The sequence below is a fragment of the Neorhizobium sp. T25_27 genome, from assembly GCF_002968565.1.
GTDB classification, from domain to species: domain Bacteria; phylum Pseudomonadota; class Alphaproteobacteria; order Rhizobiales; family Rhizobiaceae; genus Neorhizobium; species Neorhizobium tomejilense.
The window spans coordinates 1-21,957 of record NZ_PVBJ01000021.1; the positions used below are offsets into that span (position 1 = coordinate 1).

The following is a 21,957-nucleotide window of genomic DNA, read 5'->3' on the forward strand; positions in this document are numbered from 1 at the left end:
CCCGAGGACGGAGCCGGAGGCGATTGCCGGTTCGTCGAAGATGATCGCCGTGACGCCCGACCCCAAGGCAAGATCGGTGGCATGGCCGACGGCCACGCCCTCGATGTCGGTCAGCAGGTTCAGCGTATCGGCCATCGGTTATTCGATGTCGAACTTGACGCCCTGCGCGAGCGGCAGGGTGCGGCCGTAGTTCAGCGTATTGGTGGCGCGGCGCATGTAGACCCGCCATGCGTCGGAGCCGGATTCTCGGCCGCCGCCGGTTTCCTTCTCGCCGCCGAACGCACCGCCGATTTCGGCGCCTGAAGGGCCGATATTGACGTTGGCGATGCCGCAATCGGAGCCGCGGGCGGAGACGAAGGTTTCCGCCTCGCGCATGTCGTTGGTGAAGATCGAGGAGGAAAGGCCCTGCGGCACGTCATTGTGCAGGGCGAGCGCCTCGTCGAAGCTCGAATATTTCATCACGTAGAGGATCGGAGCGAAGGTCTCGTCCTTGACCGGCCCGGACTGGGCCGGCATTTCGACGATCGCCGGGCGGACGTAATAGGCGTCGGCCGCCTCGTTCTGGTGAACGCGTTCGCCGCCGGTCACCTTGCCGCCTTCGGCCTTGGCGGCTTCCAGCGCCTTCTGCATCTTGTCGTAAGCGGCCTTGTCGATCAGCGGGCCGACGAGGTTGCCGTTTTCGAACGGGCTGCCGATCGTCACCGACTGGTAGGCCTTGGCGAGGCGCGGCACCAGCGTTTCATAGACGCTGTCATGCACGAAGAGGCGACGCAGCGAGGTGCAGCGCTGGCCGGCGGTGCCCATGGCGGCGAAGGCGACACCGCGGAGCGTCAGGTCGAGATCGGCGGTCGGGGCGACGATCGCGGCATTGTTGCCACCGAGTTCCAGCAGCGAGCGGGCGAAGCGCGTCGCCAGCCGCGGTCCGACGGCGCGGCCCATGGCCGTGGAGCCGGTCGCGGAAACCAGCGGGATCTTGTCATGGTCGACCAGCACTTCGCCGATATCGCGGCCGCCGATCAGGACGGTCGAAAGGTTCTTCGGGGCCTTTCCGCCGTCGTCGACGAAGCGGGCGAGTGCCTTTTCGAAGATCGCCTGGGTAGCGAGCGCGGTCAGCGGCGTCTTTTCCGACGGCTTCCAGACGGTGGAATTGCCGCAGACGATCGCGAGCGCCGCGTTCCAGGACCAGACGGCGACCGGGAAATTGAAGGCGGAAATGATGCCGATGGCGCCGAGCGGATGCCAGGTTTCCATCATCCGGTGTTCGGAGCGTTCGGTGGCGATGGTCAGGCCGTAGAGCTGGCGGGAGAGGCCGACCGCGAAATCGCAGATGTCGATCATTTCCTGCACTTCGCCGAGGCCTTCGGAGGTGACCTTGCCGACTTCGATCGACACCAGTCGGCCGAGTGCGGTCTTGGCTGCGCGCAGTTCCTCGCCGAGCAGTCGGATCAGTTCGCCGCGCTTTGGGGCCGGCACCAGCCGCCATTCGAGAAAGGCCGCGTGGGCAGCGTCGACCGCCTTTGCGGCGCCTGCGGCGGTTTCTTCCGGCAGCTTGCCGATCTCTTTGCCGGTGATCGGCGAACGGACGGCGAGCGTGCCGCCGGTATAACTTTCGGCCTTTACGCCGAGACCGCCCAGAATGTTTTTCACCTCAGCGGCGAGATCGAGTGTGGCGAGCGTCATGTCAGTCTCCGGATGTGTAATTTTCGTCAATCTACAAATCGGTGGCGGTTTCGCAATCAGAACCGCTCGCCGGCGAAATGGGCGACCTGTGCGCCCGCTTCGTAATAGGCTTCCTTGATGGCGCGGAAGGCCGGTTCCTGCGGGTTAGAAAGCGGCAGCGGCAGATCGGCCTCGGAGACCTCCCCGAGGATATGTTTTGCAAGCAGCTTGCCGAACGTCGTGCCGGGCGCGATACCCCGGCCGTTATAGCCCGAAAAACCGATCGTGTTGCGGCCGAATTTGTGGAGGCGGGGCAAAGCGTTGTCGGTCATGCCGATCTTGCCGTACCACTCGGCCTCGAATTCCACCTCGCCGAGCTGCGGGAAGATGCGCTTCAGCGAGCGCCGAGCCCAGCTCTTGTGGATCGCCGTACCTGTTCCACGCAAGGCGCCGACCGAGCCGAAGACCAGCCTGCCTGCCTGATCCATGCGGAAGGAAGAGAGGATTTCCTTCGTGTCCCAGCAACCCTCTCGCCCGGCAAGGATGGAGCGGCGCAGGTTGTCGCTGAGCGGCGTGGTGGCGAGGTTGAAATAGGGCAGGTGCACCTGCTCGCGCCGCACCTCTTCCCAGGGGCCTGTGCTGTAGGCATCGGTTGCGACGATCACCCAGTCGGCGGTGACCTGGCCGAAAGCGGTCTTGACGAATTTTCGGCCGTCGATCTCACCGGTGCCGGTGACCGCGCTGCCGGTATGGAGCTTGGCGCCGGCATTCACCGCCGCATGGGCAAGACCACGCGCATAGGCGAGCGGCTGCAGCGTTCCGGCGCGCATGTCGAGCAGCGATCCGGAATAGGCGGTGGAACCGACACGCCGTTCCGTCTCGGCGGCATCGAGCAAAGTCACCGGCGCGCCGCGCGCCTGCCATTGCCGGGCGCGCTCCTCCAGTTCCTTCAGCCCTTCCGGGCCAACGGCACAATGCAGCGTGCCGTTCTTTTCGAGCTCGCAGGCAATGGCGTGTTTGTCGATCAGCTCGCGGACGAGAGCGGGGCCGTTGCCGAGCAGGTCGAGCAGGCGTTCGCCGTAGACCGGGCCGAGTTCCTTGGGGAAATCGTCGGGCATCACCCACATGCCGGCATTGATGAGGCCGACATTGCGGCCGGCGCCTCCGAAACCGATCTCGGCTGCCTCGAGCAGCACGACATTGGTCCCCGCTTGCGCAAGATGCAGCGCGGTCGAGAGCCCCGTATATCCGCCGCCGACAATCACCACATCGGCCGATATCGCCTCCTCCAGCCGGGTGGTGAGCGGCGGGGCGGGGGCGGTCTTTTCCCAGAGGCCGTGAGAGCGGGGATCGTTCAGCATGATGATTGTCCGGGAGTGTTGGTCGCCAACTCTTTACAGGGAGCCGTTATCGATGAATATCGACATGTTCTCAACAGATCATTCGCTGGAGGAATGACATGCTGCCGCCCCGGCGCTTTCTTCCGTCATTCTCGCTGCTCTCCGCCTTCGAGGCGGCTGCCCGCACCGGCAGCGTCACGGCGGCGGCAAACGAGCTCGGCCTGACCCAGAGCGCCGTCAGCCGCCAGATTTCGGCGCTGGAAAGACAGCTCGGGGTGGCTTTGTTCCTGCGCGAACGGCAGACGATCCGGTTGACGCTTGCCGGCGACGGGTATGCCCGCGAGGTGCGGGAGGCGCTCAGGCGCATTTCGCATGCCTCCCTCAATCTCAGGGCCAATCCCTCCGGCGGCACGCTGAACCTCGCGGTCCTGCCGTTTTTCGGCACGCGATGGCTGACCCCGCGTATCGGCCGCTTCCTGGAAGCGCATCCGGGCATGGTGATCAATCTCATCACGCGGCTCGAGCCTTTCGATTTCCGGTTCGATACGCTGGATGCCGCGATCCATTTCGGCTCTGCCCGCTGGCCGGGCGCCACGCTCACCTTTCTCATGGATGAGGAAGTCGTGCCGGCCTGCAGCCCGGCCTTCAAGACCAAGCATCATCTTCAAACGCGGGCGGACGTGCTTCGGGCGCCTCTGCTGCATCTCAACACGAGGCCGGATGCCTGGGAATTGTGGTTTTCCAGGAACCGGATCGTCTTCGACGGGCTGCACGGCATGCTGTTCGACCAGTTCATGACCATGGTGGAGGCGGCGACCGCCGGCCTCGGTGCGGCTCTGCTGCCGCGGTTCCTGATCGGCCGGGAGCTGGAACAGGGCCTGCTGGTGCCCGCCGTGGAGGCCGAGAAGATGGAGACCGGGCAATATCATCTCGCCTATCCGCCCGACCGGGCGACCTATCCGCCGCTTGCCGCCTTTCGGGACTGGATCACCGACGAAATTCATCGCGACGAGAATCGCCAGGATGCGCTTGCGAACGGCGGCGGCATCGGCCAATAGTCGGACATGTCCATCATGATCGCTCAGGCGATCCGACCGACGGGAAGACGTCCATGAAACCTATTTTCGTCCAACTCCGCTGCAAGCCCGGCAAGACCTACGAGGTTGCCGACGCCATCTACAAGACCGAGCTCGCGTCCGAACTTTATTCGACCAGCGGCGACTGGGACCTGCTGCTGAAGGTCTATATCAAGGACAACGACGAGATCGGCCGGTTCGTGAACGAGAAGATCGCGTCGATCCCGGGCATCGAACGTTCGCTGACGACGATGACCTTCACTGCGTTCTGAGCGCAAAAAAAAGCCGCCACAAGGGCGGCTTTTGGAATTGAATTTAAGAAATATCATACATGCGCCGCAGAGGCGCTGTTGCGCGAGCGAACCAGCTCGCGGATGGCAAGACGCACTTCGTCGGCAGAGCCGAAACGCTGCTCGTCCAGATCGATGACATGGAATTTCACGGCGATGAACTTCAGCCGGTCCGCGTCAGGAATGACAATACCGACGGGCTCGCCGCCGAACTCGATTACTTGCTTCTGCATGGCAGACTCCCGCTTTGGCTGCTTGCGACGCAGCTCTGGCGAATGAAAATTTTCAGGAACGATTGAACTGAAGCGTTACATTCGACAGCACGGAAGGGAGCGGCGATCCGTGCCATTCATTTTGAACGCGGCCTCACCAAAGGCGGCGACGCGGATGAATTTAAACATGTCACTCTCCCTTCACGGTGTTGCGCGAAAATCAGCCAGACTCAGCAGGCCGAACGAAAATCATCTGTAGGCGAATCCCACAAAATGATCAACGAAAATCAGTCTACCTAGAATTTTTTTCCGACTGATGACAGGAAGAAGGCCGAATTGTGAAATTTCATTCGCGATTCTTGGCTACCGCCCGTCAGCCCAGAGATAGGTGGCTTTTCCACTCAAGCAAGGATCGACGGTGGAAAATTTCCTGCAACGACCGGATCGGCCACCTCAAATTTCCGAGAGCAGGGTCTCGATCCGATCCACCAGCCCGTCCGCGCTTTGGCGGCTGAAGCACAGCGGCGGACGCAGGACGAGGCGTCTGGGAGTGCCGATATCCGCGACAATGCCGGGTCGCAGCCGTTCGCCGAGGTCCGCTGCGTCGTCGGCGAGATCGATGACCAGCAGCAGCCCGCTCCCCGATACGGCGGAGATCGCGGGAAAACGTTCGGCCAGGCTTTCAAGCCGTGTCTTCAGATGGCTGCCGATCTCGCGCGTATTCTCGCGCATTTGTTCCTCGCGGATGACGTCGAGCGCCGCGATGGCGGAGGCTGCCCTGACGGGGCAGATCGCCTGCGGGTGCTGGTCCGAGGGGAGGTTTGCGGCGATCTCGGGCCGTGTCATCAGAAACGACGGAGCGCCGCCGTCCGGCCCGTCCACAAACATGATGTCCGGCGCGAGCCCCCGGTGCGAAAAGCCCCAGGTGTGGTGGCCGAGGCGGCCATAACCGGTTCCGGTTTCGTCGACGATCAGCAGGCCGGCCTTCTGCCGAAGTTCCGTCAAGGGCTCGTCCAGGTTCGCGGCCTCGCCATAACCTTGGGCCAGCACTGCAGCGACATCATCGAGATCGTGGATCATGTCGGTTGCCGTTCCAACGGATGGAACAGCGAAGAAGTCCGGATCCCGCCGGTCCGTCCGCAGCCCCAGCAGGCCGATGATGCCACGCTTGTTGGTATGGCTGCGGGCAAGCCTGAAGGCGAGATCCAGCGCCTCCGCACGGCCAGAGACAAAAAAGACATGGCTCAGCCCTTCGGGCGCAAGCTCGGCCAGTTGTGCGCGCAGAGCCTCTTCCGATTCTGATGGATGGCCTGCGGCGCGGTTGAGGAGGATGGTCTGGCGGTAGGTCGCGGCGGCAAGGCGCGGATGTCCGTAGCCGATCAGCGGCGCCTGGCCGGTAAGATCGAGGGCGCTGCGACCCGTCGCGTCGAAGAGGTATTCCCTCCAGCCGCGGGCGGGCTGGTCAGGATATTTCGGCGCCGGGGCATTCGCGTCGATACCGAGCAGCGCCGACGGCGAAGGGCACAATCTCGCCCACGTGCCCACCTCGGTCGGCTTGCAGAAGAGCGGCGGCACGAGATCCGCATCGAGGCAGAACCTGAGGCGCAGGCCGCCGACGGAATTTTCGGTCCCCGCGATGACGCCAAGCGGGTCGCCCGCGGCGAGCTCGGTCTCTTCGGCCAGCGTGCATTCGAGGCCTTCGACATGCAGGGTCAGGTCGCGGCCGACAAGGACGAGGCGGGGTCCGGCGGCTTTCAGCGTACCCGCAAAGGGCGCCACCGCCGGCATCCGGGCGGGTATGCAGGCATCGACGTGAAGCGCGAAACTTTCCGGTTCCTGCTGCGGATCGGTGCTGCTTTTCGAAAGCCGGTATTCGCCGTAGCGGGTGCTGGCGCGGCCGGTCTCCCGGGCGATGTGGGCAAGCAGCTTCCAGTCATTGTCGGCATCCGTCCAGTTTCCGCCGTAAAGAAGCGGGCTGGTGACGCTCAAATCCACCAGCCGGAAAGTTTCCGGGTCGATATCGGGCAGGAGGCGGCCGATCTCCGGCAGCTGTTTTTCCATGCCCGTCGCATCAAGGATGGCCGCAAGCACCTGTGCCGGTGCAACGGAGGCTGCGGCGTTCAGGACGGCGCGGCGTTTCTCCGCGTCTTCCCCGGCTTGCGGGTCGTCGGATGATCCGGTCTGACGGCTTTCGGCTTCGGCGGCGAGAATGCCGGTGCGGGCGACGACCAGCGGCCACAGCGCCTCGAGTTCGTTCAGGGTGAATGGGTAGATGTCGTGATAGGCGCGGATCGCCGGCAGCAGCGCGAAGGGATCGCCGTCACGGTCGGCGAGCAGATAGGCGCAGGTATTGGCGAAACCGGCGACCAGCCAGCCGTTGGAAATGCCGGTGAAGTCCGTCACGCCGGTCGGCAGCCATGCGCCGTCCGTATCCTCGCCGACGACGGTTTCGCCGTTGATGTTCTGATGCGCCGCCGCGATCCTCAGGCTCGGGCCGAGCGGCTGGATGCGCCGCAGCGCCGTCACCATCGCCTTGGCGATGACGTCGCGGATTTCCTGGTCGGCGACGGCGGAGAGAAGCGTGACCGTCTGCGGGCCGGCCTTGCGCAGGTCCCCTTCCGGTTCGCGCTGCAGGACCGGATGTTCGAAATCCAGCAGGCTTTTTGCAAGTGCTGCGGAGATTGCCCCGAAGGCTGCCACGGCCTGGTCCGGCAGTTTCTCGCCACTTGGCGGGGCCGTACCGTCGAGAAAGGTGAGGAGCCGGATGCGCCGGTCTTCACCGCCGAGCGGCAGGACGAGCGTATCGCCGCCATCTTTGGTCACCACCGGCTCGGGAACCCGCGGCCCGTCCGGGCTGCGCAGGATATGGCGCATCAGGGCGTGTTCAGCCTCGATCTCCTCGAGAGGTCCTTCGGCGGGCGCCACCTTGAGCAGGTAGCGCATGTGGCCGTTGTCGATCAGGAAATAGGGGTTTTGCCGGCCCTCGATCGGGAAGATCTGCCCGGAAAGCCCGTAATGGTCACGTAGAACGTCCTCGATCGCTTCGATCGGAACGTCATTTGCAGGAGGCTCGATGAGTTCGGGCAGTATGTCGGACATGAACCTCTCCGGAAGGGCGCTTCCGAAGAGGATAGAGCGTTAAAGGCCTGCGTCCATAGGCCTTTCTACCGACTTTGGATGAGCCTCAGCCCATGCGCTCCGAAGCGTAGGAGCCGGGGCTCGGCGGGAAGACGACGGTGCGGTTGCCGTTGATGAAGGTGCGGTGATGGATATGGGCGTGGATGGCGCGCGCCAGGACCTGGCTTTCGACGTCGCGGCCGAGCGAAACATAGTCGTCGGCCGACTGCGCATGGGTGATGCGCACCGTGTCCTGCTCGAGGATCGGGCCTTCGTCGAGGTCGGCAGTGACGTAGTGGGCCGTGGCCCCGATCAGCTTCACGCCGCGGGTATAGGCCTGCTTGTAGGGGTTGGCGCCCTTGAACGACGGAAGGAAGGAGTGGTGGATGTTGATGATCTTGCCGGACATCTTCTTGCAGAGGCTGTCGGACAGGACCTGCATGTAGCGGGCCAGCACGATGAGTTCGGTGCCGCTCTGCTCGACCAGATCGAGAAGCTGGGCTTCGGCCTGCGGCTTGTTTTCCTTCGTGACCTTGATGTGGTGGAAAGGAATGTCGTTGTTGACCACGAGCTTCTGGTAGTCGAAATGGTTGGACACGACGCCGACGATGTTGATCGGCAGGGCGCCGATCTTCCAGCGGTAGAGCAGGTCGTTGAGGCAATGGCCGAAACGCGACACCATCAGCAGCACTTTCATGCGCTCTTCGGTGTCGAAGATCTCCCATTCCATCTCGAACCGGTCGGCAATCGGCTTAAAGCCTTCGAGCAGTGCCGGACGTTCGGCGCCTTCTTCGGAGAGGAAGCTGACGCGCATGAAGAACTTGCCCGTGTCGAGGTCATCGAACTGCGAACTGTCGATGATGTTGCAACCCTTTTCCGCCAGAAAGCCGGAAATCGCCGCGACAATGCCGCGTGTCGTCTTGCAGGATACGGTCAGGACATAGTTATTCATGCAAATTCTCCCTCCTCTGCCATCGGTCGGCCACTCCGTGTATACATAAAATTGGTGCCGGACAATATCCGACCCCACGTAGGACGGGAAAATGCCCGGCGAGGCCCAGTCTTGGTTCTGGAATGTGTACAGCCCGTCTTGTTTGTCTGTCCAGATGAGCTTCTTACCTGCCGACCTTAAAGCCAGCCACCCAAAATTCCGTTCCTTTTGCGCCGTCGGCGCGCGCATCACCGCCGCGGGAGCGCTTCGGCAACGATTCGCATTTGCCAAGGTTATGGTGGCAGGTTGCGGCTGGTCCTATTGTGCCGGCGGCGAATGGTGGCCGGAAAACGAGCCGCTCAACATCCAGCCGACCAAAAGCGGCGACCGGCCGCAGATGCAGGTTCTCTCCCGCGTCTTTTCGGAACAATCCAGCTGCGATCGGTAAAATTGCGCCGGATAGTTTAAGCGCCTGGAAGCAAGGCCGGAGGTATTGCTGGCGCAGTGATCAAGAAAACTGCCGGCACGACCATGATGGACGCTCGACATAAATCCCCGGCCGCCGGGGAAACCTCGCCCCTGCCTCAACGCGCGGCTTCGCAACCGCTGACGTTCGACGGCACCGTCGGGCTTTTCACGCCACCGTCCGCGGGAACCGCGCCGTCCGGCGTGGCCGTACTGTTTGCCAGCCCCTGGGGACTGGAGGAAATGTGCACGCGCAAGTTCTGGCGCATCATTTCGGAAAAGCTTGCCGATCGCGGCATTGCCAGCCTGCGGTTCGATTATCCCGGTACCGGCGATGCGCTTGACGACCTCGACTTCGAGGGCGGGCTTTCCGTCTGGTCCGACAGCCTCGTCTCTGCTGCCGCGCATCTCAAGGCGCTTTCCGGTTGCGAGCGGATCGTCCTCGTTTGCCAAGGTCTGGGGGCCGTCGTCGCGACCAAGGCCGCCGACAGGCTCGAAGATCTGGCCGGCATCGCCTATATGGCGCCGGTCGTTTCCGGTCGCCTGCATATTCGCGAGCTTGCGGTCTGGTCCAAAGTGGTGGACGAAAATCTGGGCCTTGCCGACGAGCAGCGCGACAAGACCGGCGTGTCCATCGCTTCCCTCACCATGCCCGGCCAGATCGCCGACGAGGTTCGCAAGGTCAATCTGCTGATGATCGATCGGCAGGCCGCGCCGCGCGTTCTGGTGGTCGGACGGGCCGACCGGCCGGCCGATACGCAATTCGCCGCGCGGCTCCGGGCGCTCGGGGCGGATGTGACCGAGCAGGCTTTCGAAGGTTACGACCAGCTGGTCTCCAATCCGGCGATTGCGAGACTGCCGCTCCCGGTGGCGAACAAGCTGGCTGACTGGATCGCTGCCTTACCCGCGGAGGCAATCTCCGCGGCACACCGCCCGCCGGTGCAGGCGGAACCGCTTGTCGGTGACGGTTTCACAGAAACTCCGGTTCGTTTCGGCCTCGATGATCGGCTGTTCGGGGTCCTCTGCGAGCCGAACCACGGCCGCGCCGGCGCTACGGTGCTTTTCCTGACATCGGCCTATGACAGGCATGCCGGCTGGGGCCGCTCGACGGTGGCGCTGGCCCGGTCGCTGGCGCGCTCCGGCATTCCTTCACTGCGTTTCGATACGGCCAATGCGGGAGATAGCCCGCCGGTGCCGGGCCGGCCGGAGCAGGTCCTTTATCATTCCAGCCAAAACGCCGATGTAACGGCGGCGATCGACTTTCTCCAAAGCCGCCGCCTTACGCCGGTCGTCACCGCAGGCCGCTGCAGCGGTGCCTATCTCGGCTTCCAGGCCTCGGTCGCCGAACCGCGCATCGCCGGCAATGTATCCGTCAATCCCGCCGTGTTTCACTGGTCGCCTGGCCGTTCGGTCGAGGATGCGATCGTCAACGGCACGCGCAGCCTGCAGGACTATCGCAGACGGGCCCTGCGAGCCGAAACGTTCAAGCGCATCATCCGAGGCGAGGTCGATACCATTGCCGCGGCCCGCAATATCGCGAAGAGCCTCGGCAATCGGGCCAAGCACAAGATCCTGCATGCCTTTCGTGGTTTCCTGCCCGAGGGTCGGGCGATCTACGGCGCTTTCCGCACCCTCCACCAGCGCGGCACCTCCATCTCGCTGATCTATAGCGAAAACGATCTCGGTCTCGAACAATACGACTTCTATTTTGGCCATGACGGGGTCGGCTTGAGCCGTTTCCCCAATGTCTCGGCGGAAATCATTCCGGATGCCGACCACAATCTGACGCCGGAGCATGCCCGAGCTGCCTATCTCAAGGCTCTCAGGCAAATGGCCTTCCGCTTTCCGCTGGAAGAACTCGCCTATTCAAAAACGCAGGATTCGATCGCCGCCGAGTGAACGGATCGTGCCGCCGGGTCTGCCGGCGGCCTCTGGGAGTACGGCAAGGCGGATGCGCCTGATTGCGCCGGGCGCCAGGTGAAAGCCATTGTCGGAGGGGCGATAACCGGCACATTCGATGCTGACCGACTGCGCAAAACTATCCGTCGAAAGCTCCAGCCAGAACTCTCCGTCGCCCTCTGCGACCGAAACCGCAATCTCCGCATCGTGGAAAGCGTGGGCGCGTCCGAGCGGGAAATGGAAAGCCTCCGCGACAATCTCCCCCGTTTGCGCATGTTTCAGCCGCGCGACCGTCACGTCGTGGGAGGGCGGGCCGAAACGGTAGGCGTAGTTGGTGTCGAAGAAGGCGCCGAACAGATCGGTCGAGGCGATGCTCTCGCTGCTGCGAGAGGTAAGCGTCAGTTCTCGGCGGCCTGAAACCACTGCCATCCTGCCGTCCCGCAGGCAGGCGAGTTCGAGAACCACCGGCAGGTCGGTGGGCGTTTCATTGAGAAGGTGGATATCCAGCCCGTTGGTGCCTTCGTCGGCAAATACGGCCTGGACCGGGCGGAAGGCCCGCTTCAGCGCGAACCAGGCAGGTTTCGGCACGCAGTTGACGCCAACCACGCCCCAGCCGGGACCTGGCATGACATCCTGGAAGGTGAAGGTCAGCGCGCCGTTGCAGGTCGAGCCGGGCCGGCGCCATTCGGCGAAGGCGGTTTCGATCACCTCTCCGGTCACGGCGCGGGAGAGGACGAGATATCGTTCCGGCTGCTGCGCACGCAACGTCTGCGGATCGGCATCGTAAAGCGCGCCGAGGTAGTGATCGCGAACGTCCTCGAAATCCCAGTCCACGCCGGCATCACGCGGGATTCCGGATTTGCCGCCGGCCAGCGTTTCCGAATCGGAGAGGTTTGAGAACGCCAGGCATTCGGCTGCGAAACGGATGTTTGCCCGCCGCGCATCCTCGAGCGGCCGCTTGTAGGCGCCGACCCCGTAATAATGGGCGACGCCGGCATTCGGGTAGAAAGGCAGGGCGCCGCCGGAAGGCGAGTTCGCCACATAGGGCAGGTCCGGCCGCCAATCGGCAGCCAAGGCCGGAAGGATTTCCTCGCAGAGCGGACCTTTCCAGATCCGTTCCGGCAGGCCCAACATGGCGCCCTGCTGATAGATTTCGCTGCCGCCGCAAAGGACCGCAAGCGACGGCGAAGCCTGCGTCGCCGCCAGGAACTGCCCGACTTCCGTTTTCACGTGAATCACGAAATCCGGATCGCCCGCCGGATAGTCGAAATTGGCAAGCATCAGGTCCTGCCAGACCAGCAGGCCGAGCTCGTCGCACAGCGCGAAGAACGCCGGGCTTTCATAGGTGGCGATGCCCGGAATGCGGATCATGTTCATGCCCGCGTCTTTCGCGAGCCTGAGCCAAGGCTCATAGCCGGCGCGATCGCCCGGCAGATTGACGACATCGGCGGAGGTCCAGACGGCACCGCGGCAGAATATCTTCTCGCCGTTGACGATGACCGCGAAATCGTCGCCGTCCGTGCCACGATCGACCTTCAGGTTGCGGAAGCCGGTCCGGACGACCGGATATTCTTCGCCATCGACCTTGAGCGCCACGTCGTAAAGCGCTGGCGCGCCATGGGTATGCGGCCACCAGGGTTCTATTCCCGGCAGGTGAAGCTCGGCCGAATATCGGCCGCCGTCATTTGTAAAATGGGTCTCTCTGCCATTGCAGACGAGACGGAGATCGTGGGACGGTCCGTCAAAGGCAAAGCTGACCTTGAGAAGGCCTGCTTCGCTTTCATCGAGCTCGGCGGAGATGGTGAGCTCCCTCTTCTCCCCGGCGGGGAGAAGGTGGCCCGCAGGGCCGGATGAGGGGGGCGAAGCCAAGCGGTTATCGGCGATGCGCATCACCGAAACCGGCCGCCAGGGTCCCACCGCATGAACCTCCGGACACCATCCCGGCATGAAGCCAAGTGCGGTCGTGCGGATCAGGCGGAGACCTTGGCTGTTCATCAGCCGCGGACGCCAGCGGGCACGAGGCCCGGTCTTTTCCAGATGCGGTTTCAGGGCTCGAAAGCAGATCGACAGGGTTTCGGTGCCGGTCAGTTCCACGGCGACATCGTGGCTTTCGAACATGCTTGTCGAGGACAGGATCAGCGTCTCGCCGAGAAACACATCGGCGACAGTCGCAAGCCCGGCAAACCGCAGGATCGCCGGTCCGGGCGCTTCACCGGCCAGCAGGCAGCGATACCAGGCATCCCTGCCGATCAGCGGCTCGGGATTGTGGCGGTCGAAGCGGCCTGCAGCCTCCAGGGCGGCGGCGACCGTGCCGGGTACCATGGCCGGGAGGAATTCCAGGTCCGGAGGAAGATCGGACGGCAGGGAGCAGGCGCCGGGCTCCGTCAATGCCAAGGACCAGCCCTCGGCAAGAGGGCTGGTCCTTGATCCGATCGGGATAAGAAGGCTCACGCGGCCTCGCGGGCGTGGCTCAGCGTCGACGCCAGGTCCCCCATCAGCAGGTCCCAGGCGTCGGCGGCCGGATCGAGCGCTGTTGCCAGCGGTTCGAACTTCTTGCGGGTCAGGGCGCGGGCAAGCTGGAACTGGGTGGATTTTGCCACTTCCGAAATCCTCAGCGCCTGCCGTTCAGGCTGGGCGAACGCCTTGTGGTTCAGCCAGGCGAGATGGCTCGCCAGCAGCTCGAAATTGGCGCCGATCTGCCGGAGCGTGTTGAACGCGTATTTGTGAAAGAAGCCGAAATCCCTCTCGGCGATCCGCTCCACCTGCGCCGGGAAGACTTTGCCGAACGCACGGATGGGATTGTCCTCCGGCCGCCGGGGAAAATGATGCCTGAGCAGCTTCCAGGCGGTTTCGCGAATTTCCCTCGCATCCGGATAGGCGGCGGGGAACTTGGCGAATTCGGTATAGGGCAGGAAGGGCAGCGCCGTCGGGCCGGCGTTCAACTGGAACAGGCCATCGAAATCCTCGCCGGAAAGGGTGAAGAAGCCGCCATTGTGGAAATAGTCGAGCTCGCGGCGTTCGAGGTCCAGCCGGTTGATCGCGACCGTCGTCTTGCCGTGTTCCTGGCGATAGGCGACGCCGCGCGTATCGGGCAGATAAAAGCTGTCGAGTTCGAGCAGCGTCAGCCGGCCGCGGCGGATCTGCTCCGTAACATGCCATTCCGGCCGGTCGAAGATCGCCAGTTCGGTTACGCGAATACCGAACAGGGTCTCGAGGTCTTCGAGCGGCACCTTGAAGAAGGTGAACTGGTCGCCCTCGAAATCCTGGGTCAGGGTGAAACCGAGCATGGCTTCCGGCGGCAGGCCCTGCGCCGAAAGCACCTCTATCCACAGATCGACGTAACAATTCGTCTCCGGCCACATGCGCTCGGCCGAATGCAGCGCATGCGTCCTGTAGTTTGCCGGATCGAGCGCCGGAAATACCGCCGTCATTGGATCAGCCCCAGAGCGTGGCGCGGACGGAGCCCGGCCACTCTTTTACGTCCAGACCATGGGTGTGGAAGAGCGCAAGCGCGATGCGTTCAAGGCCGAAACCAACGCAGGCCGTGTGAGCGACGCTGCCGTCCTCCAGGTTGAGGCCCCATTTCAGGCCGAAACTGTCCTGATGATAGTTGAAGCTCATGCAGGCGGTCGGCTTGGCGACGGAGGTGATCGGGATCAGGAGCTCGAACTTCAGGTTCTGGTCGCGCTGGTTGTTGACCAGCATCTTGCCGGCGCGGCCGAAGAACGGGTCGTTGGCGATGTCAATCTCCACCTCGAGGCCGAGCGACTTCATCATCTCGACGCCGCGATCCATCCACAGCTGTCGGAAGTCGGTGACGTGGCTCTCCGTGCCCATGCAGACATATTCGCGCATGCGGAAAAGCTGCTGGCGGGCCGGATCCTTGGAGGGCTCATGGCGGAAGCAGTAGCTCTGCAGGTCGAACAGAGCGCCGCCGGCGGGCAGGCTGCCGCGCCGCGCAACGGTCGGATAGAGCGGATAGCAGGCCGCGGGCGTCAGCACGATGTCGGTCGCTTCCTGGCCCTTGGTCCAGTCCTCCTCGCCGACTTCCATGCATTTCAGCAGGCTCATATGGTCGAGTTCGTTGCCGCAGAACGAATGCACCGTGCCGGCGAGCTGCGGGAAGCTCTTCATATAGCCGCTGGTCTCGAAGAAGGCGCGGTTCATGCCCGGCGGGAAGCGCATCGCCTCGGCACCGTCGCCCCCGCCGACCTGGTCGATCAATCGTTCGAAGGCGGCGATGACGTCTTCGAACTGGCCGCTGCGGCCATACAATCCGTCGACGCCCGTCTCGATCAGCAGGCCTGCATCGAACAGGCGGTCGAGAAATGAAACTTGCATGTCCATGGCTTTACCTCATTCTTTTCAATGGTTTACATATGAAATGATCGGGGCGTCAGCCGAGCAGGCTGGTGTCCGGTTTCTGAACGAGCAGCATGGTCGACGTATTGCCGAGGATGCGGTCGTTGGAAATCATCAGCTGGGCGGAATGCGCGTCGCGCAGATGCCGGCCGAGACTGTAGGGCGTGCCGTTCTTGTAGCCCATGATGCCGCAGATGATCATCGCCTGGTTGATGATGGTCAGGATCGTCTCGGAGGAAGCCAGCTTGACGTTGTTCATGGCGATCGAAAACGCCATGGACGACAGCTGGTCGTGATCCGCCTTGGCATCCGCGTAGATCCTGAGGCCGGAGAGGATACCGGCCTTGAGAAGCTGCAGCAGGTTCGAGGCTTCGGCGAGCCTCAGCGCGCCGGGCGGCTGGGTGCCGCCGGCCTTGCGGGCGGCGGCGCGCACGAAGGCCTGGGCGCGCAGTACCGCATCGGCGGCGATCCCGTACCAGACCGCGCTCCAGAGGAGATGCGAGGTGGCGAGCATCGATTGCGCCGCGATTTCGGCGAACGGCTTTGGAAAGATCTGGACGGACGGCGCCTCGCCCCTGAAGAGGAAGCCGTCGGAGCAAGTGCCGCGCATGCCGAGCGTATCCCAGTCGACGGTCTTCTGCAGGGTATACTGGCCTTGCTTGAAGACGGTCATGACCTGGTCGGTCGGTGCGGCCTTCTCGTTGGAGCGGGAGGTGACCATGATCACATCGGCGTAGGTGCCGTAGGAAATCACCGTCGCATCCTTGGTCAGGCGGCAGATGTCGCCCTCGACCTCGATCGCGCAGATGGAGTTGCGCATATTGCCGCCGATGCCGCCCTCGGTCGTCGCGGAAGCGACGAGAAGCTGGCGGCCGGCAAGCTCGCGCATGAAGTCCCTATGCCATTCGCTGTCGCCACCATGCTCCACGAGGCTCGAAACCTTAATCTGGTGCATGGCGAAAACCATGGCGCTCGCGGCGCAGGCCTGTCCCAGGATGGAGCAGACCTCGGCGATCTCGGCGATCGAAGCGCTCTCGCCGCCGAACGCGGCCGGGATCTGGATGCCGATCAGGCGCTCGGCTTTCATGGCATCGACCGCTTCGCGGGGGAAGCGGCCGTCATGATCGACGCGGTCGGCAAATTCGGCCGCTACGGTTGCCACGCGGTGAGCGCGGGCGCTCAGGCTCATGTCGGCGGCAAAGGCGGGGAGGCTCATCTCAAGCGGCCTCGCGCGCTTTCAGGATATGCGAAACCGTCTGCTCGATCGCAGCTATGCTGGCGAAGGACTTGCGGTTCAAAAGGCTGTCGGGAAACTCGATGTCGAAGGCCTCTTCCAGGCCGAGCATCAGTTGTACGGATGCAAATGAGGAGAGGCCGGCCGCATAAAGATCGGCGCCGTCTTCCAGCTCGGTCACCGCGACCGGAAGGCCGCCTACACGTGTGAGCAATTCGCGAATGGTCTCGTTCATCTCGACATCTCCGGATCGTTCAAATCTGCGTTCATCGCTGGGGACGTTACTACGCAGGAAAGCATAAGATTCCGGCAATAAACGTCGTGAAGTTAGGGCTGCGGGATTCCGTAAAATCCGATCGATCGCCATCGGCATGGCCCGGCTTGACATCAACGGCCCGCGGGTTTCTGATGGCGCCATTCACCAGGGGGGTCCCGCCAAGGGGCTGAGATACTGCTGGTCGGAACGGCTTTGGCCGGCCGAGGCGCAGTGACCCGTTGAACCTGATCCAGTTCATACTGGCGTAGGGACGGTGCGGGCGCTGCGGCAGCGAGGGCGGGAAACCGTCCTTCGCATTCCGGGGTGTTTTTCCATCATTCCAACACTGGAACTGGGTCTCCAAACGTCAAACCTTGGAGCCTTGAACCATGAATATCGCAACCACCAAGCTCACCCCGGTCGTCACCACCGGCCCGCTTCCCGCTTCCACGAAGGTCCTGAAAGCAGGAACGATCCACCCGGACGCCCGCGTGCCGATGCGCCAGATCGCATTGCATCCGACCTCCGGCGAACCGCCGGTCACCGTCTACGATTCCTCCGGTCCCTATACCGTCGAAGGCGCCGCGATCAGCATCGATGCCGGCCTGCCTCGCCTGCGCGAAAGCTGGATTGCCGCCCGCGGCGACGTCGAAACCTATGAGGGCCGCATCGTCAGGCCGGAGGACAACGGCTTCGTGTCCGGGAGCCATCTGACGCCGGAATTCCCGGTCCGCAACCAGCCCTTCAAGGCGAAAACGGGCCGGGCCGTCACCCAGCTCGCCTATGCGCGGGCCGGCATCATCACGCCGGAGATGGAATTCGTCGCCATCCGCGAGAACCTCGGCCGGCAGGCGGCCGGGGAACCGCTCATCCGCGACGGCGAAAGTTTCGGCGCCCATGTGCCGGACTTCGTGACCCCGGAATTCGTTCGGCGCGAAGTCGCCGAAGGCAGGGCGATCATTCCCGCCAATATCAACCATCCCGAATCCGAACTGATGATCATCGGCCGCAACTTCCTGGTGAAGATTAATGCCAATATCGGCAATTCGGCCGTCACCTCGTCGATGGCCGAGGAAGTCGAGAAGATGGTCTGGGCGATCCGCTGGGGCGCCGATACGGTCATGGACCTGTCGACCGGCCGCAACATCCACAATATCCGCGACTGGATCATCCGCAATTCGCCGGTGCCGATTGGCACCGTGCCGCTCTACCAGGCGCTCGAAAAGGTGAACGGCGTTGCCGAAGACCTGACCTGGGAGGTCTATCGCGACACGCTGATCGAGCAGGCGGAGCAGGGTGTCGACTACTTCACCATCCATGCGGGCGTGCGGCTCGCCTATATCCCGCTCACCGTCAACCGCGTCACCGGCATCGTTTCCCGCGGCGGCTCGATCATGGCCAAGTGGTGTCTGCACCACCACAAGGAAAGTTTCCTCTACGAACATTTCGAGGAAATCTGCGACATCGCCCGGGCCTACGACGTGTCGTTCTCGCTCGGCGACGGTCTTCGCCCGGGTTCGATCGCCGATGCCAATGACGCGGCGCAGTTCGCGGAACTGGAGACCCTCGGGGAGCTGACGAAGATCGCCTGGGCGAAGGATTGCCAGGTGATGATCGAAGGCCCCGGCCATGTGCCGATGCACAAGATCAAGGCCAACATGGACAAGCAGCTCGCGGTCTGCGGCGAGGCGCCGTTCTACACGCTCGGGCCGCTGACCACCGATATCGCGCCGGGCTACGACCACATCACGTCGGGCATCGGGGCGGCGATGATCGGCTGGTTCGGCACCGCCATGCTCTGCTACGTGACGCCCAAGGAACATCTCGGCCTGCCGGACCGCAACGACGTCAAGGTGGGCGTCATCACCTACAAGATCGCCGCACATGCCGCCGATCTCGCCAAAGGCCATCCGGCGGCGCAGGTGCGCGACGACGCGCTGTCGCGCGCCCGCTTCGAATTCCGCTGGGAGGACCAGTTCAACCTGTCGCTCGATCCGGAAACGGCCCGCTCGATGCATGACGAGACCTTGCCGAAGGAGGCGCACAAGGTGGCGCATTTCTGCTCCATGTGCGGCCCGAAATTCTGCTCGATGCGGATTTCCCACGACATCCGCGCCGAAGCGCAGAAGGAGGGCCTGGAAGCCATGGCTGCGAAATATCGCGACGGTGGCGATCTTTATATGCCGGTCGAGAAGGAGTGAGCTGATCCTATACCCTTCGATGTGGAGGCCAGTTCATTCGCCGCTGCCGTCCTGCCAGCCAATCTTCCCCCAGGGCGACCTCATATGAATGTATGGGACGGCGCGTGGAGCCCCTCCCCCTTGTGGGGAGGGGTTGGGGAGGGGACTTTATCCAGCATCAAAACCCCTCCCGCCTGCCGGCCACCCTCCCCACAAGGGGGAGGGTTAAGAATGCCGCACCGCCTCACATTCCATATGCGATCGCCCTGCCCTGGTGGGAGATGCCCGACGACAGAGGGGGCTCATACGGCGCGCCCTATTTTTCTCGCTTTTGATTTCCCCACCCCTCGCTACCATGCCTACAATCCTCCCGCTTCCGTCGCCGGAGTGTTTCGCGAGACGTTCGCGGGCAGGCGGAGGCCGGCGCTTTCATCGGAACCGTAACGTGCGGGGATGGTGGAAGAGGTGAAAGCCATGGGAGATGAAGTCTCCCTATCAAGCCTCCCCCGGACAGCCATGTCCGGTTCGGTTGAGCCGTGCAAGTGGCAGGCCTGTCCCGAAAGGATGGGCGCGAACAAAGCCACGCAGCGAGGCGAGATGATCACCTGTAGGGGCCGGAAGCCCCGAAAAGACGCCGAAGGCCACGCGAATGCGGAGCCACCATTAAAAATCAATCGAGGTTCCGCATTCGTGTGGGCTCTCCAATTCCAGGCCAAGCCACGGGCGCATTTCGCCGCGTGAACAAGAACCCGTGTCATTTCGGAGGATACGCATGCTCCCCGCCGCGGAAATCGCTGACGGAATAACAGCCGCCTTCGCCGCGCACGGCGCTTTCGCCGATCACCGCCTTGCCGTGGCCGCCGGGGATATCCAGGACATAGGTCGGCTGGCAGAGGCCGGAGATGGTGCCCCGCAGCGCCGAGACGATCTTCTGGCCTTCGGCGATATCCAGCCGGAAGTGGCTGGTGCCGGGTGCGAGATCCGGATGATGAAGGTAATAGGGCTTGATCCGGGTCTCGACGAAAGCCTTCATCAGGTCGCCAATCACCGCCGGTTCGTCGTTGACGCCGCGCAGGAGCACCGTCTGGCTCACCATCGGAAAACCGGCATCGACCAGGCGGGCGCAGGCGGTCCGGGCGGCGGCGGTCATTTCGCGCGGATGGTTGGCGTGCAGCGCGATATAGATCACCTTGCCGCTTTCCTTCAGTGCCGCGATCATTGCCGCGTCGATGCGGTCCGGCTCGACGACCGGCACCCGCGTGTGGAAGCGGACGATCTTTACATGAGGAATCTCGGCAAGGCCGCGCATGATGGCAGCAAGCCGTCTTGGCGAAAGGACCAACGGGTCGCCGCCGGTGAGGATGACTTCCCAAATCTCCGGATGCTCACGAATATAGGCGAGCGCTGCCGACAGCTCCTCGGGCGAAAGCGTTCCGTCGCCTTGCGGCCCGACCATCTCGCGGCGGAAGCAGAAGCGGCAATAGACCGGGCAGATATGCACGGCCTTCAGCAGCACCCGGTCCGGATAGCGGTGAACGATGCCCTTGACCGGGCTGTGCGCCTGATCGCCGATCGGGTCGGCACGCTCTTCCGGAGTCGTCAGCAATTCGTTCGGATCTGGCACGAACTGCCGGGCGATCGGATCGTTTTGATCGGTTCTGTCGATGAGCGAAACCACGGTTGGCGTCAGCGCGATCGCGTAGCGGTCTGCGATGGCTCGGACGCCGTCGAGCTTTTGGGGCTCGATCAGGCCGGCGGCCGCGAGATCTTCCGGGGTTTTCAATGAACGGACTGCGGTCACGAAAACACCTCCGCGACCGGCGCCCACATGACCTGTTCGATGCGGGTCGCACCCGTTGCCAGCATGGCGAGCCGGTCGAAGCCGAGTGCGGCGCCGCTCGCGTCGGGCATGATCGAAAGCGCATCGAGAAAATCTTCGTCGAGCGGATAACGTTCGCCGTAGATGCGGGACTTTTCGGCCATTTCGTGCTCGAACCGGCGGCGTTGTTCGCCGGCGTCGGTCAGTTCTCCGAAGGCGTTGGCAAGCTCGACGCCGCAGGCATAAAGCTCGAAACGTTCGGCGACGCGCGGATCACCGGCGGAGGGCCGGGCGAGCGCTGCCTCGGAAACGGGGTATTCGTGGAGGATCGTCGCGCGATCCTGGCCGAGATGCGGCTCGACCTTCTCGACCAGGACCCTGCTGAAGAGATCTGCCCAGGTGTCGTCTTCGGCAAAGCGAATATCGGCCTTTTTCAGGCCGGCCGCCAGGAGATCGCGGTCTGTATCGCCGTTCGTCGCGACCGAGGCGAGCAGGTCGATGCCGGCGAACCGGTCGAAGGCATCAGCGAGCGTCAGGCGTTCCGGCTCGGCGAAAGGATCGACTTCCAGCCCGCGGAAGGCAAAGCGCCCGGTCCTGGTGGTATCGGCGGCCAGTGCCAGCATCTCGGCGCAATCGGCCATCAACTGTTCGTAGGTTTCGCCGACGCGGTACCATTCCAGCATGGTGAATTCCGGATGGTGCAGCGGCCCGCGTTCCCGGTTGCGGTAGACATGGGCGAAGGTGAAGATACGCTTCTCGCCGGCGGCCAGCAGCTTCTTGGCGGCAAATTCCGGCGACGTGTGCAGATAGAGCGGCGCCCCGCCGCCGTCGATGGCGATCGCTTCGGTTGCGAAGGCATGCAGATGGGTCTCGTTGCCCGGGGAAACCTGGAGCGTCGCCGTATCGACCTCGATGAAATCGCGCTGCGAGAAGAAGTCGCGCAACGTCGTCTGGACCGCGTTGCGGCCGATCAGGAAGGGCCGACGGTCGGCGTGGTTTGCCGGCGTCCACCAGGGCGAGCGGGATATGGCAGGTCGCGACGAGCTCATTTACGGCTTTCTTCGCCGGTTCTCCCCGGCAAGGCTTCCACTTTGCGCGGTTTTGGAGTAGTTCCGGC

The 21,957-nt window shown here is 63.4% G+C and carries 17 protein-coding genes, 1 pseudogene and 1 riboswitch; of the genes and pseudogenes, 5 read left to right on the forward strand and 13 right to left on the reverse strand.

Annotated elements, in window-relative coordinates:
* From C5J24_RS32800 to C5J24_RS30695, 3 genes and pseudogenes are all read right to left on the reverse strand, one after another.
* Positions 1-135, reverse strand: a pseudogene (locus C5J24_RS32800) (P1 family peptidase); the annotation flags it as partial.
* 3 nt (positions 136-138) lie between these two features.
* Complete coding sequence (locus tag C5J24_RS30690; protein ID WP_105423456.1) at positions 139-1,680, reverse strand: aldehyde dehydrogenase family protein; 1,542 nt, start codon at positions 1,678-1,680, stop codon at positions 139-141.
* Positions 1,681-1,736: 56 nt separating this feature from the next.
* Positions 1,737-3,020 (reverse strand): FAD-binding oxidoreductase, encoded by a 1,284-nt coding sequence (locus C5J24_RS30695; RefSeq protein ID WP_105423458.1) that lies wholly within the window; start codon positions 3,018-3,020, stop codon positions 1,737-1,739.
* Positions 3,021-3,118: 98 nt separating this feature from the next.
* Here C5J24_RS30695 and C5J24_RS30700 point away from each other — a divergent pair, with 98 nt between their 5' ends.
* Together C5J24_RS30700 and C5J24_RS30705 are read left to right on the forward strand one after the other, a co-directional pair.
* Positions 3,119-4,057 (forward strand): LysR family transcriptional regulator, encoded by a 939-nt coding sequence (locus tag C5J24_RS30700; RefSeq protein ID WP_105423460.1) that lies wholly within the window; start codon positions 3,119-3,121, stop codon positions 4,055-4,057.
* A 53-nt stretch (positions 4,058-4,110) separates the two neighbouring features.
* Complete coding sequence (locus C5J24_RS30705) at positions 4,111-4,347, forward strand: Lrp/AsnC ligand binding domain-containing protein (protein ID WP_007765628.1); 237 nt, start codon at positions 4,111-4,113, stop codon at positions 4,345-4,347.
* A 53-nt stretch (positions 4,348-4,400) separates the two neighbouring features.
* Here C5J24_RS30705 and C5J24_RS30710 read toward each other — a convergent pair whose 3' ends face one another.
* From C5J24_RS30710 to purU, 3 genes are all read right to left on the reverse strand, one after another.
* Entirely contained in the window at positions 4,401-4,598 is a 198-nt protein-coding gene (locus C5J24_RS30710) for a hypothetical protein (protein ID WP_007765631.1), read from the reverse strand.
* A 432-nt stretch (positions 4,599-5,030) separates the two neighbouring features.
* Positions 5,031-7,676 (reverse strand): aminotransferase class III-fold pyridoxal phosphate-dependent enzyme, encoded by a 2,646-nt coding sequence (locus C5J24_RS30715; protein WP_105423462.1) that lies wholly within the window; start codon positions 7,674-7,676, stop codon positions 5,031-5,033.
* Positions 7,677-7,761: 85 nt separating this feature from the next.
* Positions 7,762-8,646 (reverse strand): formyltetrahydrofolate deformylase, encoded by an 885-nt coding sequence (gene purU, locus C5J24_RS30720; protein WP_105385067.1) that lies wholly within the window; start codon positions 8,644-8,646, stop codon positions 7,762-7,764.
* A gap of 91 nt (positions 8,647-8,737) precedes the next feature.
* Between purU and C5J24_RS32805 the strand changes: the two genes are divergently transcribed.
* Both C5J24_RS32805 and C5J24_RS30725 read left to right on the forward strand, forming a co-directional pair.
* Positions 8,738-9,073: a hypothetical protein gene (locus C5J24_RS32805; protein WP_172724192.1), complete on the forward strand. Its 336-nt coding sequence runs from the start codon at positions 8,738-8,740 to the stop codon at positions 9,071-9,073.
* A 56-nt stretch (positions 9,074-9,129) separates the two neighbouring features.
* Positions 9,130-10,989 carry an alpha/beta hydrolase gene (locus tag C5J24_RS30725; RefSeq protein WP_245446873.1) on the forward strand — a complete coding sequence of 620 codons (1,860 nt, stop codon included), beginning with the start codon at positions 9,130-9,132 and terminating at the stop codon, positions 10,987-10,989.
* On the opposite strand, the gene C5J24_RS30730 is transcribed toward C5J24_RS30725, so the two are convergent.
* From C5J24_RS30730 to C5J24_RS30750, 5 genes are read right to left on the reverse strand one after another with little or no spacing between them, the layout of a single operon-like run.
* A complete protein-coding gene (locus C5J24_RS30730; RefSeq protein WP_105423464.1) occupies positions 10,957-13,440 on the reverse strand; it encodes a glycoside hydrolase family 2 protein in 2,484 nt (827 codons plus the stop codon). The genes C5J24_RS30725 and C5J24_RS30730 overlap by 33 nt on opposite strands.
* Entirely contained in the window at positions 13,437-14,420 is a 984-nt protein-coding gene (locus C5J24_RS30735; RefSeq protein WP_105423466.1) for a DUF1839 family protein, read from the reverse strand. Before C5J24_RS30735 ends, C5J24_RS30730 begins: the two co-directional genes overlap by 4 nt.
* 4 nt (positions 14,421-14,424) lie before the next feature.
* Complete coding sequence (locus C5J24_RS30740; protein WP_105423468.1) at positions 14,425-15,336, reverse strand: amino acid--[acyl-carrier-protein] ligase; 912 nt, start codon at positions 15,334-15,336, stop codon at positions 14,425-14,427.
* 49 nt (positions 15,337-15,385) lie between these two features.
* Positions 15,386-16,567, reverse strand: a complete 1,182-nt coding sequence (locus C5J24_RS30745) for an acyl-CoA dehydrogenase family protein (RefSeq protein ID WP_105423470.1) — start codon at positions 16,565-16,567, stop codon at positions 15,386-15,388.
* 1 nt (position 16,568) lies between these two features.
* A complete protein-coding gene (locus C5J24_RS30750; protein ID WP_046606773.1) occupies positions 16,569-16,820 on the reverse strand; it encodes an acyl carrier protein in 252 nt (83 codons plus the stop codon).
* A 178-nt stretch (positions 16,821-16,998) separates the two neighbouring features.
* A riboswitch (TPP riboswitch) is annotated at positions 16,999-17,131 on the forward strand.
* A 99-nt stretch (positions 17,132-17,230) separates the two neighbouring features.
* On the opposite strand from C5J24_RS30750, the gene thiC reads away from it, so the two are divergent.
* Positions 17,231-19,042 (forward strand): phosphomethylpyrimidine synthase ThiC, encoded by a 1,812-nt coding sequence (gene thiC, locus C5J24_RS30755; RefSeq protein ID WP_105423472.1) that lies wholly within the window; start codon positions 17,231-17,233, stop codon positions 19,040-19,042.
* Positions 19,043-19,775: 733 nt separating this feature from the next.
* Here thiC and C5J24_RS30765 read toward each other — a convergent pair.
* Both C5J24_RS30765 and epmA read right to left on the reverse strand, forming a co-directional pair.
* A complete protein-coding gene (locus tag C5J24_RS30765; RefSeq protein WP_105423476.1) occupies positions 19,776-20,822 on the reverse strand; it encodes a lysine-2,3-aminomutase-like protein in 1,047 nt (348 codons plus the stop codon).
* Positions 20,819-21,889: an EF-P lysine aminoacylase EpmA gene (epmA, locus tag C5J24_RS30770; protein ID WP_105423478.1), complete on the reverse strand. Its 1,071-nt coding sequence runs from the start codon at positions 21,887-21,889 to the stop codon at positions 20,819-20,821. The genes C5J24_RS30765 and epmA overlap by 4 nt, the downstream gene beginning before the upstream one ends.
* Positions 21,890-21,957 lie beyond the last annotated feature (68 nt).

What these genes read in the sequence shown, in the direction of transcription:
- C5J24_RS30690 (WP_105423456.1), bottom strand. Translation starts at nt 1,680, where the DNA reads ATGACGCTCGCCACACTCGATCTCGCCGCTGAGGTGAAAAACATTCTG.
- C5J24_RS30695 (WP_105423458.1), bottom strand. Translation starts at nt 3,020, where the DNA reads ATGCTGAACGATCCCCGCTCTCACGGCCTCTGGGAAAAGACCGCCCCC.
- C5J24_RS30700 (WP_105423460.1), top strand. Translation starts at nt 3,119, where the DNA reads ATGCTGCCGCCCCGGCGCTTTCTTCCGTCATTCTCGCTGCTCTCCGCC.
- C5J24_RS30705 (WP_007765628.1), top strand. Translation starts at nt 4,111, where the DNA reads ATGAAACCTATTTTCGTCCAACTCCGCTGCAAGCCCGGCAAGACCTAC.
- C5J24_RS30710 (WP_007765631.1), bottom strand. Translation starts at nt 4,598, where the DNA reads ATGCAGAAGCAAGTAATCGAGTTCGGCGGCGAGCCCGTCGGTATTGTC.
- C5J24_RS30715 (WP_105423462.1), bottom strand. Translation starts at nt 7,676, where the DNA reads ATGTCCGACATACTGCCCGAACTCATCGAGCCTCCTGCAAATGACGTT.
- purU (WP_105385067.1), bottom strand. Translation starts at nt 8,646, where the DNA reads ATGAATAACTATGTCCTGACCGTATCCTGCAAGACGACACGCGGCATT.
- C5J24_RS32805 (WP_172724192.1), top strand. Translation starts at nt 8,738, where the DNA reads ATGCCCGGCGAGGCCCAGTCTTGGTTCTGGAATGTGTACAGCCCGTCT.
- C5J24_RS30735 (WP_105423466.1), bottom strand. Translation starts at nt 14,420, where the DNA reads ATGACGGCGGTATTTCCGGCGCTCGATCCGGCAAACTACAGGACGCAT.
- C5J24_RS30740 (WP_105423468.1), bottom strand. Translation starts at nt 15,336, where the DNA reads ATGGACATGCAAGTTTCATTTCTCGACCGCCTGTTCGATGCAGGCCTG.
- C5J24_RS30745 (WP_105423470.1), bottom strand. Translation starts at nt 16,567, where the DNA reads ATGAGCCTCCCCGCCTTTGCCGCCGACATGAGCCTGAGCGCCCGCGCT.
- C5J24_RS30750 (WP_046606773.1), bottom strand. Translation starts at nt 16,820, where the DNA reads ATGAACGAGACCATTCGCGAATTGCTCACACGTGTAGGCGGCCTTCCG.
- thiC (WP_105423472.1), top strand. Translation starts at nt 17,231, where the DNA reads ATGAATATCGCAACCACCAAGCTCACCCCGGTCGTCACCACCGGCCCG.
- epmA (WP_105423478.1), bottom strand. Translation starts at nt 21,889, where the DNA reads ATGAGCTCGTCGCGACCTGCCATATCCCGCTCGCCCTGGTGGACGCCG.